The 15,079-nt window shown below is 72.9% G+C and carries 12 protein-coding genes; 8 read left to right on the top strand and 4 right to left on the bottom strand.

Annotated elements, in window-relative coordinates; all coding sequences use genetic code 11:
* Window positions 1-12: 12 nt before the first annotated feature.
* Window positions 13-390 carry a PadR family transcriptional regulator gene (locus PT931_RS10520; protein WP_456245533.1) on the top strand — a complete coding sequence of 126 codons (378 nt, stop codon included), beginning with the start codon at window positions 13-15 and terminating at the stop codon, window positions 388-390.
* The gene (locus PT931_RS10515; RefSeq protein ID WP_456245532.1) at window positions 387-1,448 is read left to right on the top strand and encodes a hypothetical protein; all 1,062 of its coding nucleotides are present in this window, start codon (window positions 387-389) and stop codon (window positions 1,446-1,448) included. Before PT931_RS10520 ends, PT931_RS10515 begins: the two co-directional genes overlap by 4 nt.
* 74 nt (window positions 1,449-1,522) lie before the next feature.
* On the opposite strand, the gene PT931_RS10510 is transcribed toward PT931_RS10515, so the two are convergent.
* Window positions 1,523-2,083 (bottom strand): dihydrofolate reductase family protein, encoded by a 561-nt coding sequence (locus PT931_RS10510; protein WP_456245531.1) that lies wholly within the window; start codon window positions 2,081-2,083, stop codon window positions 1,523-1,525.
* A gap of 139 nt (window positions 2,084-2,222) precedes the next feature.
* Between PT931_RS10510 and PT931_RS10505 the strand changes: the two genes are divergently transcribed.
* Together PT931_RS10505 and PT931_RS10500 are read left to right on the top strand one after the other, a co-directional pair.
* Window positions 2,223-3,266: a hypothetical protein gene (locus PT931_RS10505; protein WP_456245530.1), complete on the top strand. Its 1,044-nt coding sequence runs from the start codon at window positions 2,223-2,225 to the stop codon at window positions 3,264-3,266.
* 70 nt (window positions 3,267-3,336) lie between these two features.
* Window positions 3,337-4,587 carry a sulfatase-like hydrolase/transferase gene (locus PT931_RS10500; RefSeq protein WP_456245529.1) on the top strand — a complete coding sequence of 417 codons (1,251 nt, stop codon included), beginning with the start codon at window positions 3,337-3,339 and terminating at the stop codon, window positions 4,585-4,587.
* On the opposite strand, the gene PT931_RS10495 is transcribed toward PT931_RS10500, so the two are convergent.
* Window positions 4,577-5,011 carry a MarR family winged helix-turn-helix transcriptional regulator gene (locus PT931_RS10495; protein WP_456245528.1) on the bottom strand — a complete coding sequence of 145 codons (435 nt, stop codon included), beginning with the start codon at window positions 5,009-5,011 and terminating at the stop codon, window positions 4,577-4,579. The genes PT931_RS10500 and PT931_RS10495 overlap by 11 nt on opposite strands.
* An 84-nt stretch (window positions 5,012-5,095) precedes the next feature.
* On the opposite strand from PT931_RS10495, the gene PT931_RS10490 reads away from it, so the two are divergent.
* The gene (locus PT931_RS10490; RefSeq protein WP_456245527.1) at window positions 5,096-6,157 is read left to right on the top strand and encodes an alkene reductase; all 1,062 of its coding nucleotides are present in this window, start codon (window positions 5,096-5,098) and stop codon (window positions 6,155-6,157) included.
* 229 nt (window positions 6,158-6,386) lie between these two features.
* Window positions 6,387-7,514 carry a carboxypeptidase-like regulatory domain-containing protein gene (locus PT931_RS10485; RefSeq protein WP_456245526.1) on the top strand — a complete coding sequence of 376 codons (1,128 nt, stop codon included), beginning with the start codon at window positions 6,387-6,389 and terminating at the stop codon, window positions 7,512-7,514.
* A gap of 73 nt (window positions 7,515-7,587) precedes the next feature.
* Here PT931_RS10485 and PT931_RS10480 read toward each other — a convergent pair whose 3' ends face one another.
* Entirely contained in the window at window positions 7,588-9,579 is a 1,992-nt protein-coding gene (locus PT931_RS10480) for a discoidin domain-containing protein (RefSeq protein WP_456245525.1), read from the bottom strand.
* A gap of 256 nt (window positions 9,580-9,835) precedes the next feature.
* Entirely contained in the window at window positions 9,836-10,924 is a 1,089-nt protein-coding gene (locus PT931_RS10475; RefSeq protein ID WP_456245524.1) for a hypothetical protein, read from the bottom strand.
* A 326-nt stretch (window positions 10,925-11,250) separates the two neighbouring features.
* Here PT931_RS10475 and PT931_RS10470 point away from each other — a divergent pair, with 326 nt between their 5' ends.
* On the top strand, window positions 11,251-11,961 hold the full coding sequence (locus tag PT931_RS10470) for a CHAP domain-containing protein (protein WP_456245523.1): 711 nt from the start codon (window positions 11,251-11,253) through the stop codon (window positions 11,959-11,961).
* A gap of 156 nt (window positions 11,962-12,117) precedes the next feature.
* Complete coding sequence (locus PT931_RS10465) at window positions 12,118-14,991, top strand: BTAD domain-containing putative transcriptional regulator (RefSeq protein ID WP_456245522.1); 2,874 nt, start codon at window positions 12,118-12,120, stop codon at window positions 14,989-14,991.
* Window positions 14,992-15,079 lie beyond the last annotated feature (88 nt).

The raw sequence follows: 15,079 nt of genomic DNA, 5'->3' as shown, positions 1-15,079 counted from the left end.
TATGTTGTGGGCATGGCTGTGCTGCGCGAACCCACGTTTCTGATCCTCGCCGCCCTCGCCGTGCGCCCCCTGCACGGCTACGGGGTGATCCAGGAGGTCGCCGCCCTGTCCGACGACCGGGTGGTGCTCCAGGCGGGCACCCTCTACGCCGCCCTGGAACGCCTCGTCGCCGAGGGCCTGGTCGAGCTCGACCGCGAGGAGCTGGTCGAGGGCCGCCAACGCCGCTACTACCGGCTCACCGAGGACGGGGTCGCCGCGCTCAACGAGGACCTGGTCCGCCAGCGCCGCAACGCCAACGCCGCCGCCGCGCAGCTCCGCCGCCGGGCAGCGTCCGACCTGCTCCCCGGCGCGGACCCCGCCCCGGGCATGGCGTTCGGCGCGACGGCGTGACCGCGCCGGAAGGCCCCGGCCAGCCCCCGGAGAGCCTCGTCCGGGGGTACCGGCTGCTGCTGCTCGCCTACCCCCGCGACTTCCGCCGCCAACACGGCGACGAGCTGCTCGACACCCTGCTGGAGGCCGCCCCCGCCGGTCGCCGCCGGCCCACGGGTCGCGAGACGGCGAACCTGCTCCGGCACGGCCTGCGCCGGCACCTGGGCCGCCCGCGCAGCCCGCGCATCGTGCTCGTCGCGGTGCTGTTCGCGCTGGTCACCGGGGCGCTCGGCGGGGTCTGCGGGGTCTGGGCCAGCTGGTCGGCGGCCCGCGACCTGCCCGGCCCCGCCGCCACCGCCGCGATCACGGGGGCGGTGATGCCCGGCCAGACCCCCTTGCACCAGTCGCGTGTCGAGGAGCCCTTCTTCTACGATGATCCGACCGACGCGTCGACCATCCTGTACGGGGCTGACGACTACTCGCCCGGCCGGCTCCATTTCCTCTACCCCGCCACCCCCGAGTCCGAGAATCGGGCCGGGTTCGCGCGGACCGTCGGGGATCGGCTGCGCGCGTCCGGCTGGCAGGTGACCGGTGTCCGGCACGACGGCTGGGGCGTGGTCGTGTGGGCGGAGAAGGACGGCCTGCTCGTCAACGTGTCCGACACCACCAACGGCTGCGGTTGCGTCGACCTGACGATCGTGCGCGGCACCCGGTGGTGGATGTGGCCGGCGGGGGTCGCGGGCGCGCTGGCCGGCGCGCTGGCCGGGTGGCTGCTGCTCGGCTGGCTGAGCCGGCGGATCCACGGCCGTCCCCTGCGCCAGGCGGCGGTCAACCTGTGCGGCCTGGTCTTCGGGTTCGCCATCCTGCCGGCGCTGATGCTGTGCGGGCTGGCCGTGGTGACGGCCGCGGTCCGCTCCGGTCCGGGGCGGCCGGAGCCGCTGTGGCTGGGGCTGGTCTACGTCGGCCGGTTCCCGGCGATCGTCGCGGCCGGGGCCCTGCTGTGCGCGGTCGCCCTGGCCGCCCTCCCGCACCGGCGGATCACCGACCGCGCCACGTCCCGCCCGGGCAACGCCACCTGACCCGTGATCGTGGGGCGCCATCGGCGGTCCCCCGTTGTCGGCGCGGCTTCGGACCGGACCGGCGGGGCCCCGGCTCAGGCGCGCCGGTAGCGCAGCAGGACCGTGTCGCCGTCGAAGGTCCGGGTGTCGATCAGCGCCAGGCGGAGCCGGTCCTGGGGCTCCGGGAACAGCTTCTTGCCGCCGCCGAGGACGACCGGCTGCACGACGACCTGGTACTCGTCGATGAGCCCTTCCCGCGTGAGCGCCGACGCGAGCTGCGACCCGCCGGTGAGCAGCAGGTCCTTGCCCGGCCCGGCCTTCAGCGCCGCGACCTCGGCCGCCAGGTCGCCGGACAGGACCGTGGTGTTCCAGTCGGCCTTGTCCAGGGTCCGGGAGAAGACGAACTTGGGCGTGCGCCGCCAGACCGGGGCGAACTTCAGGTCGTGCGGGTGGTCGGAGATCGACTCGGCGTTCGGCCAGTAGCTCGACATCATCTCCCAGACGAGCCGGCCGTAGAGGAACGCGTCGGCCCGGGCGGTGAGCTCGTTGGAGTAGGCGGACAGTTCCGGCCCCATGACCGGCCAGTCGAACACGCCGTCGGGGGCCTCGATGTGGCCGTCGAGCGACGAGTGGACCAGGTAGACGAGCTTGCGCATGACGTGCTCCTTCGACAGACGGTGACCGCACAGGTCGAACCGGCCCGGCCGAGATCGACAACCGCCGGAACAATTTTTCGGGTACCGGGGTTCCGCGCACCTGGACCCGCGACCCAGAGGGCCGTGTTTGACTCAGGGTATGCGTACGAACGTGGCGCGTGACGGTGCCGGGCTGGTCCTCGGGGTGCTCCTGGCGGGTACGGTCCTGTCGGCGGCCGGTTGCACCGACGCGGAGAAGAAGCCCGCCGACCCCGCCCCGAACACGGCCCAGCCGTCCGGTTCGTGGACCGTCGTGCGGTGGCTGAAGAGCCGGTCGGACACGGAGGCCGGGCACGGCGAGGCCCTGGAGCGCCGACTGCTCCTGACGCCCTCGTGCGCCGCCGGCCGGTGCGACATCGCGGTCGGGCCGGACGGGGCCAACGGCACCTACCTGCCCGAGGGGTACGCGTCGCCGGACCCGCCCAAGGCCGGCGAGCCGTACACGCTGAGCTGGAAGGACGGCGGCTACGAGCACGTCGACCCGGCGTCGCTCGTGTCCTGCACGGCGGTCGGCGGCACGGTCGTCCCCGGCGGGTACGAGGTCACGTCCACCACCACGCTGACGTTCACGCCGCCGAAGGACGGGAAGCCGGCGGCGCTGCGGGGCACGTACAAGGACCGGGCCAAGGGCGTCGGAGCGGGGATCGCGGCGAAGTGCACGGACTTCGACTCCGAGTGGGAGGTCGCCGGCGCGCCGACCCGGGCCGCGCTGGACGAGGCCGTGGACCTGGCGGGCAAGTACGTGGTCACCGAGGTCGTGGAGGCCGTCGAACCGCCGGGGGCCCGCCCGCCCGGGTACGCCGGGAACCTGTTCGACCCCGCCGTCGTGGCGAAGGCCGCCCCGGGCTGGACGGTGACCGGCACCGGGCCGCCGGCCACGCTGACCGCCGGGGCCGACGGGTGGGGCGGGGAGACGTCCACGCCGATGGCCTGCAACCTCGGGGCGGGCGACATCGCGGGCGGGTTCACCCGGGTGGAGACGTGGTCCAGGTTGCGGCCGGCCGTGGTCACGGCGCAGGGCGCGCCGGTGCTGACCGGGCGGTGGTCGCTGCGGTTCGCCCCGACCCCGGCGGGGACGGCGGCCGGGTGCGCGGCGTCGTCCAACACGGGGTACGTGTTGTTCGTGCCGGCGGGGGCGGTCTGACCGGGCGGGGCTCGGCCCGGGCGGGCGCTCCGCGCCGGGCGGTGGTTGGTGGCCGGCATAGGATCGGGCGATGACGACTCCGAATGTCCTGTTCGTCCTCGCCGACGACATGGGCTGGGCCGATCTGGGCAGCTACGGCTCGCCCGACCTGCGCACCCCGCACCTGGACCGGCTGGCGGCGGAGGGGGTGCGCTTCACCGACGGGTACGCGACAGCGCCGTGGTGTTCGCAGACCCGGATCGGGCTGTACACGGGGCGGTACCCGGCCCGGATCGCCGGTGGCCTGCGGGAGCCGATCGACACGCCGAACCCGGTCGACGGGCTGCCCCCGGAGCACCCGACACTGGCGTCCCTGCTGGCCGGCGCCGGGTACCGCACGGCGCTGTTCGGCAAGTGGCACTGCGGCTACCTGCCGTGGTTCGGCCCGACCCGCTCGGGCTGGCAGGAGTTCTTCGGCAACCTCGCGGGCGGGATGGACTACTACTCGCACCTCGACTACCACGGCCACCACGACCTGTACGAGGGTGAGACCCCGGTGTCCGACCACGGCTACTACACGGACTCGGTGACCGACCGGACGTGTGAGTTCCTGGGCCGGGCGCACGACCGGCCGTGGCTGCTGAACCTGAACTTCACCACCCCGCACTGGCCGTGGGAGGCCCCGGGCGACCGGGCGAAGAGCGAGCGGTTGACGGCGCGGCTGCGGGCCGGCGGCACCCGGGTGTTCCAGGACCGCGCCGAGGGCTCCCGCGCGGTGTACGCCGCGATGGTCGAGCACCTGGACGCGTCGATGGGCCGGGTACTCGCCGCGCTGCGCGACACCGGCCAGGACCGCGACACCCTCGTCGTGTTCGCCAGCGACAACGGCGGGGACTTCTTCTCCGACCAGGGCGGGCTGGACGGGACGAAGGGCCGGCTGAGCGAGGGCGGCATCCGGGTGCCGACGATCGCCTGGTGGCCGGGCCGGATCGCGCCCCGGGTGGAGGCCACGCCCGTGGTGACGCACGACTTCACGGCCACCGTTCTGGCGCTGGCAGGCGTCGCCCCGACCCTGCCGCTGGACGGGGTCGACCTGTCCGGCCTGCTGCTGGACGGCGCGCCGCTCGCCGGGCGGGACCTGTTCTGGCGGATCCGGGACTCCGCCGCCGTGCGCCGGGGCCGGTGGAAGTGGCTGCGCACGCCGGACGGCGAGGCGCTCTACGACGTGGTGGCTGACCGGGGCGAGACCACGGACCGGAGTACGGAGGAGCCGGCGCTCGCGGCCGACCTGCGGGGCAGCTGGGAGCGGACGGACGGCACCCTGGTACCGCTCAGCAGCTGACCGGGGCGCCGGCGCGGACCAGGTTCTCCTGTACCCGTCCGAGCAGGTGCTTCAGGGTTTCCTTCTCCTCGTCGGTGAGCCCTTCCAACGCGAGGCGGTCGGCCTCGGCGATCGCGGCCTGCACGACGTCGCGGAGCGCCTCCCCCGCGTCGGTGGTGGCCACGACCACGGCCCGGCGGTCGTCGGCGGCCGGCGCCCGGTGGACGAGGCCGGCGCGTTCGAGCCGTTGCACCGACTTGGTGACCGTGGACGGGTCCAGGGCGCACGCCTCCGCGAGGTCGGACTGCCGCAGGTCGCCGTGCTCCCACAGCGCCTGGAGGAGCTGCTCCTGGCCGGGGTGCACGCCCGCGTCGCAGAGCAGCATCCCGACGAGCTGGGCGGCGGACCGGGCGGCCGGCCGCAACAGGCAGGTGATCGGCGTCACGTCCACCCTCCTTGTGATCGTTGGCTAGCCAAGCATATCTTATTGCTGAAGCAACTATTGGCTAGCCAAGTATGAGGAGACGTCATGTCCCGCGTGTTCGAGTCCGTCAAGATCGGCTCCGTGGAACTCCCGAACCGCCTGGTCATGGCCCCGATGACCCGGTCCCGGGCCGACGGGGGCGGCGTGCCCACCGCGCTCACCGCGCAGTACTACGCGCAGCGCGCCTCCGCCGGCCTGATCATCACCGAGGGCACCCAGCCCAGCGCCGTCGGCCAGGGCTACGTCGCGACCCCCGGCCTGCACTCGGCCGAGCAGGTCGCCGGCTGGAAGCTCGTCACCGACGCCGTGCACGCCGAGGGCGGCCGGATCTTCGCCCAGCTCATGCACGCCGGCCGGATCGGGCACCCCGACCTGACCGGGCGCAGCCCGCAAGCGCCGTCCGCCGTCCCGGCCCAGGGCAAGACCTACACGCCGGAGGGCCCCAAGGACCACGGCACGCCCGAGGAGCTGACCGTCGACGGGATCCGCGAGACCGTCGCCGACTTCGTCACCGCCGCGCGCAACGCCGTCGAGGCCGGCTTCGACGGGGTCGAACTGCACGGCGCCAACGGGTACCTGATCCAGCAGTTCCTCTCCGACAACGCCAACCGGCGCACCGACGCCTACGGCGGCTCCGTCGAGGGCCGGATCCGGTTCGCCGTCGAGGTGGCCACCGCCGTGGCCGGGGAGATCGGCGCGGCGCGCACCGGGCTGCGGCTGTCGCCGGGCGGCACGTTCAACGACGTCGCCGAGTCCGACCCGGCGGCGCTGTACGTGGCCCTGGTCCGCGCGCTGGAGCCCCTCGGCCTGGCGTACCTGCACCTGAGCGCCACGGAGACCGACCCGGCCCTGGTGGACGACATCCGGCGGAACTGGTCCGGCCCACTCCTGGTCAACACCTACGCCACCGGGCCGCTCGCGGACCTCGGGGCGGCGGAGGCGTGGCTGGAGCGCGGCGCCGACGCGGTGGTCTACGGCCGGGCGTTCCTCGCGAACCCGGACCTGGTGCACCGCCTGCGGACCGGCGCGGAGCTCACCGCCCCCGACGACGCGACGTTCTACGGCGGCACCCACGTCGGCTACACGGACTACCCCGTAGCCGCCTGAGTTCCGCCCGCGCCGGCCGCCAGCACTCCCGGGTCCGGGGGTTGGCGGCCTCCGGCGTCCGCTCCGGGACAACCGCCCCACCCACCCCACCTGGGCCGACACTCCCCCACCGCCCGGCCGCGCGCCGGACGTACCCCCCGATGGTGCTCCGCGCTGGAGACCGGTGGACAGTTCCGGCTATTGTGCGTCGAGTCGTTCGCGGGGTGACGTGATCGGGAGAGGTGGGGACATGCGCCGACGGGCGGGCAGGATGTTGCCGGGGGTCGTGGTGCTCGGCGCGGTGTTCCTGGCGGCAGACCCGGCGGCGGCGGCCGACGAGATCCAGACCACCGTCAACCCGGCGGCGGTCACGCTGCGGGTCGGCGGCTCCCCGGTCACCGTGGGGATCACGCTCACCAACACCAGCGCCGTGCCGGGCAACGCCGGCTTCACGGTCACGATGCCCGCCGAGCTGGTGGCGCAGGGTGCGCAGTTCAACGGTGCCACCCCCACCTGCCAGACCGCTCCGACGACGATCACCTGCCCGTCGGTGCCGGTGCCCGCGGCGGCCAACACGGCGATCACCGTGTCGATCGCCCCGCCGGCGCAGTCCGCGCTGACCGCCGGGCAGAGCGTCGCCGGCACCGCCACGGTGTCCGGGGCGTTCACGACCACGGCCGCCGGGGCGATCGCGGCCACGTTCACCGCCACCCTGACCGGCCCCGTGCCCACCGGGGTGCCGTCGATCACGGGCCGGGTGCTGGACACCGAGGCCAAGCCGGTCGCCGGCGCGGTCGTGACCATCACCGACCCGACGGGCAAGTCCCGGGGCGTGACCTCCGGGGAGACCGGCGCGTTCACCTACACGGCGGCGACCCCGGCCGACCAGTTCGCGCCCGGGGTGTTGACGCTGGTCGCGACGAAGTCCGGCTACACCCCGACGACGGTCACCCGGACCGGCACGGTGGGCATCCCCCTCACCGACGTGGACGTCCCGGTGACGGCGGAGGCCGCGAAGAGCGCGGTGCAGCGGATGGAGACCGCGACCGGGCCCGAGGACGGCATGAGCCCGATGACCACGTTCCTGCTGATCGTGGGCGTGCTGCTGCTCCTGGGCGGCGGGGCGGCGGCCTTCTTCCTGCTCCGCCGGGACCGCGACACCGACGAGGGCCCGGCCCGACCCACGCCCCGGGTGTACCGGAGCGGGGCCGAGCCGGTGCCGACGTCCGGTCCCCCGGCGCCGGCCGAGGACCACACGGCGACCCAGCTGCTCCAGGCCGTCCAGCCGCGGCAGGAGCCGGCGGGCCAGCCCCGGCAGACGGCCGCCCGGGACCGGCCCGGCCGCGAGCCGAAGCCGTGGGACTGGCTCGACGACTAGGGCGCTCCTCCAGGACACACGCATGTGTGGCCGCCCACAGTGGACGACCACACATGCGTTGGCACCTGAACCGCTACGAGGCGTAGACGCCGAACTCCCAGAACGAGAAGCAGTAGCGGGTCGCCCGCTTGACGCCGTAGAACCGCACCCAGCGCGTCGTGACCGGATCGAACCGCGCGGTCTCGACGCCGCCCCGTCCGGCGGTGGTCGACCAGACCGTTCGCCAGGTCTGGCTGGCTTCACTCCACTGCTCGATGCGGTACTCGGACGCGTACGCGGGCTCCCAGTCGATGGTCACCCGGCCGACCGTCCGCTCGGAGCCCAGGTCGACGTACCACCACTGCGCGTCGTTCCAGGAACTGGACCACCGGGTGCCGCGGTTGCCGTCGACGGCTTGCGATGGCTGGAAGTTCACGAACGGGTTCCACTCCACCGAGCTGGCCGTGGCGGGCTTCCCGGAGGCGAGGTTGGTGCTGAGGCCGTGCGCGGCGGTGGCCTCCCAGGTCCTCAGGTACGACTCCGCCCCCCTGGCCATGTCGTCGATGACGGCCTGCCCACCGACCAGGCGGACGTCCTCGATCCAGTCCGGGATCAGGCCGTAGTGCGCGGCGCCGTCGACGTTGACGTCCCAGACCCGGTCGCCGGTCCTCTGCCGGTCCATGGTCGTGGCGCCGTCGAAGCTGCGGTACGGGTAGACCACCGGGTTGGGCGCGCCGGTACGCGGACCGGGCCAGCCGCCGACACCGTTCATGTCGGAGCCGAAGCCGTAGCCGACGTCGTACTTGTCGCGTAGGGCCCTGTTCCGCTGCCACTCGGCGACGAAGCTCTCCGAGGCGTTGTCGTAGCCGGTGATGAAGCCGCCCAGCTTGTACACCCGCTCCGACCAGCCCGCGTCCATCCAGCTGTGCGTGGACAGTACGCCGGGGTAGTTCTCCGCCTCCAGGATGTCCAGGGTGCGCGCGGCCGCCTTGACGCTCATGTGGTCGAGCTCGACCATCATGTGCCGCTCCATCATGCGGCGCAGCGCGTGCTCGCCGAGTCGGGTGAGCCCCCGGGTGTTGCAGCGCTTGGCCGGGTCCTGGGGGATAATCGGGTTGTCCTGCTGCGGACCCGCGCACACCTCGGTCGTCCACGTGGTGGCGCAGCAGGAGAACTGACCGGCCTGGAGGACCTGGCCGATGGTGCCCGAGTCGAAGCGCACGCCGCACAGGCCGTTGTCGAACTTGTGGCACAGGAACATGCTGCGCACGCCGAGCGAGTACAGCTCGTTGATCCCGGCGTCGATCTGCCCCTCGGAGCACTGCGCGACGTCCATGATCATCTTGCAGCCGAAGGGTTCGGAGGTCTCCACCCCGAGGATGACCGCCAGCTTGCCGTCCTTCACCACCTGGCGGGCCTGCTGCGGGCTGGTGACGATCCGGAAGAAGCCCTTACCCGGGCCGCCGTAGATGCCGTCGATGTAGGCCTGCATCTCCCAGGACTTGGCCGCCTCGAGCCGGATCGCGTCCATCTCGTCGCAGCCGCGGTCCTTCGGCATGATCGGCAGGGCGCACAGGACGCCGTTGGTCACCAGGTCGTTGACCATGACGCGCACGCCGCCACGCCACGCCCGCTCGATCCAGGCGTAGTAGTTCTGCTGATGCGTCAACGACTTGTGGGTCGGCCAGTCCTTGAACGTCGGCCAGCCGACCGGGTCGTGGTGCCCGTCCGGATCGGCGGTGAGGTTCTCGAAGAGGGCGCCCGCGCCGTCGGGGTAGTGCTCGGGGCAGTCCTTCAGCGCGTCGGCGACGCCCGCGGGCGAGAACGCCTTGCCGCAGATCAGCCTGCCGCCGAAGCCCTCGTTGGCGAGTACGTGGTTGTGGCCGTCGACGAAGCCGCGGACCTCCCCGTTCTCGGTGCCGGTGAACGGTGCGCCGGTCGCACCGATCTCACTGTCCGGACTCGGCCGGTTCGGCGGATCCCACCAGTTCGACGCGGCCGACGACGCCGGCGTGACGCCGACGGTGAGCGCGATCGTGACCAGCGCCGCCACCGCGAGTGACAGGACCCTGCGGTGTCGTCTCATGTGAACCTCCTGTGCGCGCCCCGAGGTAGACATCCATCTGGGTGATGGTGACCGCTGACACATTCATGAGTCAAGATCATGTTTTTCACACCCCGATTCCCCGCCACGGAACAGCCGCCGGGCGGTCCGGCCGAACGGCCCGATCACCGGCCACCGACCACCCCGACGCCGAGCCCGGACCGGCGACAACCGCCCGATCCGGGCCCACGAACGTCCGATGGCGACACACGCGAACCAACGAACACCCGCCCCCAGGTCAGACCTCCGAGGTGTACGTGGAGAACAGCAGGTTGTCCGTCGGCACGCCGACGTTGTTGAAGCAGATGACGGGCGCGGAGATCGTCGAACCGATGTTCGCCCAGACCTTCTCCAGCTGGCAGTAGTACCCGGGCGGGCCGCCCAGGGCCGTGACCTGCAGGTGGGTCCGACTCACGCCCACCGCGTCGAACTTCATCGTGTACCGGCCGGGCGGCGCCGGCACGAAGGAGTTCGGCGCGCCCAGGGAGTTGTAGCTGCTCCCGGCGGGGGCTCCCACCAGGTTCGACTGGTAGCCGAGCCGGGTCGGCGGGCTCACGGCCCCGAACACCGACCGCTTGAAGTGGTACGACAGGGTCCACCACGTGTCGACGGGCGCGCCGTTGGGATCGGTGCACGACACGGGTACCCGGTAGTCCGGCCCCACGAAGAACCAGTTGTCGATCTTGCACCGCCGGGGCAGGTCGTTCGGGTGCACGGCGGTGGCCTGCAGATCCCCGTCGTACGCGCCGGTGCTCAGCGCGGCGAACGTGACCTCCCACTTGCCGGTACCGGTGTGCGTGACCGTGTTGGCCGCACCGGCCGAGTTGTAGCTGGCGAGCAGGCCACCGGCCGGGTTGGAGTACACGTAGGCGTGCGCCCCGACGCCACCGGGCGCGCCCGAGCTGCGGGTGTAGGTCACGGTGAACGCGGACGGGTCCGGATTGGGGCCCTTGAAGCACAGCACGGTGACGAGCTTGGTGCTGCCGCTGTCGTACCAGTTCTCGACCTCGCAGTAGCGCGCGTTGTCGTTGACGGCGGTCACGTGCACGATGCCGTTGGTCGAGGCGCTGCACGGCAACTTGACCTGGTACTTGCCGGGCGTGATCTGGGTGACCGTGGCCCAGGAGCCCGGGCAGGCCGTGCGGTACGTACCCCACTGGTAGTTGGTGTTGAGGACGGAGCCGGGGGCCGGCGCCGGGTTGTCCGAGTAGGCGAAGGCCCACACGTCCGGGACCGCGGCCTGGGCCGGGGCGGCGGACAGCGGGACGGTGGCGGCGAGGACGAGGCAGCCGGCGAGGGCCAGCAGTCTGCGACGGAGAGCGAACATGTCTGCTCCACGGTGGAGGGGATCGCGACCCGGCGAGGGGTCGCCCCGTGGGTGCACGGGGTCGGCCCACCCTAGGGCAGAGATCGACGTCCGTCAGTCAATATGAGGACTCCTCGGCTATCTGGTATCCCCCGCACCAGGGCCGTGACCTCCCCGGTCGGAACTCCTCGCACCGGCCGGCCACCGGAGTGGGCGGGCTCGGCGGGGCGGCGCCCCCGTACCCGTCGGATCGTGGGTCGTCGTGGGGGTCAAGGTTTCTCCAATCTTCGTCCAACCCGCCTTTCCTAGCCTGGTGCCGTTCCATCAGCGCACTGAAGGAGGAAGATGTGAAGGTCAACGCTCAACGTTCGGGACGTCGGGTCGCCAGAGCGGTCCAGATGGGCATCGTGGTCCTGACCGCCATGACCGTCAGCGTGTTCGCCGGGGCCGGGAGCGCGCAGGCCGCCGACACCCAGCTGGGCATCGACGTCGGGAACATCGCGTACGGGCAGTTCACCTCCGACAACGCCGACGTGAAGGCGCGGCTCTCGGAGAACCCCGCCGGGTCGGACTGCAACTTCTACACCGGGTTCTGGGTCGACCCGGCCAACGACCGCCGGGACGGCTACCCCTCCACCCCGTGCGGCAAGGTCACCCCGGGCTACATGTACCGGAACGGGACCAAGACCTGGGGGAACGTGAAATGGGCCTCCCGTGCCTGGTGCGCCGACTTCGCGAAGTTCTCGTTCTACTGGGGCGGCGCGAAGATCACGGGCCTGAGCCCGGCCGCGTCGAGCTTCAAGACCTACGGGGTCAACAACGGCACCTGGCACGGGCGGGGCAGCGGTTACGTCCCGCGCAAGGGTGACGCCGTGGTCTACGACTGGACCAACAACGGCTCCATCGACCACGTCGCCATCGTCACCTCGTACCAGGACACCAGCACCGACGGCAATCACTACGTGGTCGGCGGCAACCAGTCCGGGGGCGTGACGCATCCGGAGTACGCCAACTGGAACGCGGCCATCGTCGGCTACACGTCGCCGGTACCGAAGTAGTCCGACCGCGCGCGAGTCCGGGCCCTGATCGTCATCTCCAGGGCCCGGACTCGCGCGCATTGGTGCGTCATGGTGTCAAGCGGGTGTCTATCATGGACTTCGTCCCACTATGCTCGTGCGAGTGCGCGGACCACGCGGCACGGACACGGGGGTGCGATGAAGGTCGAGTACACCCTGCTCGGTGAGGTCGGGATCCTGGTCGACGGCCGCCCCGTCGACAGCGGCCACGCGCGTCAACGCGGGGTCCTGGCCGTCCTCGCCGCCTCCGCCAACGTGCCCGTGTCGATCCCGCAGCTCCAGGACAGGCTCTGGGACGACGACCCTGCGGCCCCCACCACGCTGCGCGGCTACTTCACGCGCCTCCGCCAGGCCGTGCCACCCGGGACCGCGCACGACATCGTCCGGCGGTCCGGCGGCTACGTGCTGGTCACCGCCCCCGGCGCCGTGGACCTGTGGCACTTCCGCGAACTGTGCGACAAGGCCCGCGCCCAGCCGGACGGGCCGCGGGCGTTGGGCCTGTTCGAGGAGGCGCTGGCGCTGTTCCGGGGCGTCCCGCTGACCGGGGTCGACTCCGGGTGGCTCGATGCTCTGCGGCACCAGATCCTCGAGGAACGCGCGGCGGCCGAGCTGGACCGCGATGACCTCGCCCTGCGCCACGCGCCGAGGCAGGGCATGTCGGCCGACCTGCGGACCCGGCTGGCGGCCCGCCCCCTCGACGAGCGCCTCACCGGGCAGCTGATGCTCGCGCTGTGCCGGGAAGGGCGACAAGCAGAGGCACTCGAGGTGTACGGACGCCAGCGCCGCCTGCTCGCCGACGAACTGGGCGTCGACCCCGGCCCCGGGCTCGCCGGCCTCTACCAGCGGATTCTCCACGGAGACGTCGCACCGCCAGCCGCTGTCGGCGCCCCGCCGCCGCGGCCGGGCCCGGCACAGTTGCCGGCCGCCGTTCCCCAGTTCGTCGGTCGGACCGGGGAGTTGTCCACCGTGACGGCGGCTGTCCGGCAGCCCGCCGGTTCCGCGCCCGTCGTCGCCGCCGTCGGCACCGCGGGGGTCGGCAAGACGGCCTTCGTCATGCACTGGGCGCACCGGCACCTCGACGCGTTCCCCGACGGGCAACTGCACCTCGACCTCCGCGGCTACGGCGAGGCCGCCCCGGTCTCCACCTCGGCCGCGCTGGCCACGCTGCTCCGGTCGCTCGGGGCGGCGGAGGTCGACATCCCCGCCGACGTGGACGCCCGCGCGGCCCTGTACCGGTCGACGCTCGCCGGCCGACGGGCCCTCGTGGTGCTGGACAACGCCCGCTCGGCCCAGCAGATCCGCCCGCTCCTCCCCGGCGCGGGCGGCGTGACCGTGCTCGTCACCAGCCGCGACATGCTCGCCGGACTGGTGGTCAGGGACGGCGCCGTGCGCGTCCTCCTCGAACGGCTGCCCGACCACGACGCGGCCGAACTCCTGCGCCGGGTCATCGGCGAGCACCGCACCGCACGCGAACCGGCCGCCGTGGCCCAGATCGCCTCCGCCTGCGACGCGCTGCCCCTGGCGCTGAGGGTCGCCGCCGAGCGGGCCGTCCGCCACCCGCGCCAGCCCCTGGCGGCGCTCGCCGACGAACTCGCCGACTCCGCGCGCCGCCTGGAGCTGCTCGACACCGGGGACGCTCTCACCCGGGTCCACAACGTGTTCTCGTGGTCACTGCGGGACCTGCCCCCCGACGCGGCCCGGCTGTTCCGGCTGCTCGGGCCGCACCCGGTCGTCGGCATCACCCCCGGACTCGCCGCCCGGCTGACCGGACTCCGGGTCGACGAGGCCACCCGGCAGCTGGCCCTGCTGGCGAACGCGTGCCTGCTGGAGACGTCGGCGCCCGGCGCGTACCAGATGCATGATCTTCTGCGGTCCTTCGCCACCACGACCTGTGAGGACACCGACAGCGGGTCCGATCGCGAAGCCGCCCTCGCCGGATTTCTGGACTGGTACGCCGAGGCCGCCGAGGCGGCGATCGCGACGCTCGCCCCGCAGCCCGCCCCCGGGGACGCCGGGACGTCGATCCGCTGGCTCTCCGCGGAACTCCGCGACGCCATCGGTGCCGTCGAGCTCGGCCGCGCCGCGGGAATGGACGACCGGGTACTGCGCCTGCACCGCCCGCTCGTCGCGTTCTGCCACCAGCGCCGACGCGTCGACGAGGCCCTCGCCCTGCTCCACACCGCCCTCGAATGCGCCCGGCGGTCCGGCGACCGGCGGGTCGAGGCCGAAGCGCTGCTGGCCCTCGGCGACGCCCTGGCGGTGGCGCACCGTTTCCCCGAGGCGCGCCGCGCACACGACCGGGCCGCCGACCTCTACGGGGCACTCGGCGACCGGACAGGGGAGGCCACGGTCCTGCTCGGCGTCGGCGTGGCCCACGGACGGGCCGCCCGCTACCCCGAGGCCCTCGAATACCTCAACAGGTCGGCCGACCGCGCCCGCGCCGCCGGCGATGACGGCCACTGGGCCCGCTGCCAGGTCAACATCGCCACCGCGCATACCCAGATCGGCCAGTTCGCCGAGGCCGCCACCCACTACCACCGGGCACTGACCGTGTTCGACGCCGCCGCCGACCGGCGCTCCCAGGCCGCCGCGCTCGCCGGAATCAGCACCTGCTCGCGCGAACTGGGCTCCCTCGACGAGGCGGTCACCTCGGCGCTGCGTTCCATCGACCTCGCGCGTGCCGTCGGCGACCTCGGCATGGAGGAGTACGGCCTGTTCAACCTCTCCATGGCGCACTCGGCGCTGGGCAGGCACGCCGAGGCGTTGGAGGCGATGACCGGGGCCGTCCGGATCGTCGACGGCACCGGAGACCCGCAGCGCCGCTGCAACAACCACGGCGGGCTCGGCGATGTGCAGCGAGCCGCCGGGTTGTCCGCGGAGGCCCGGGCCAGCTACCGGACCGCGTTGGCGTTGGCGGTCGAACTCGACGACCAGCGGCACATCGCCATGAACAGCCGGAACCTGACCGCGCTCGACTCCGGTGCGGCGGCGGGACCGTCTACCTGGGAGTGAGGCCGCCGAGGAGGCGAGGATCGGCGAACCGGTGGGCGGGATCGCAGCGGGCTGACCGTCCCACCGACGGTCACGGCTCGGGGAACGA

The organism is Longispora urticae (genome assembly GCF_053902585.1).
Note: the sequence above shows the minus strand (reverse complement) of the source record. Positions and strands in the feature narration are given on the sequence as shown.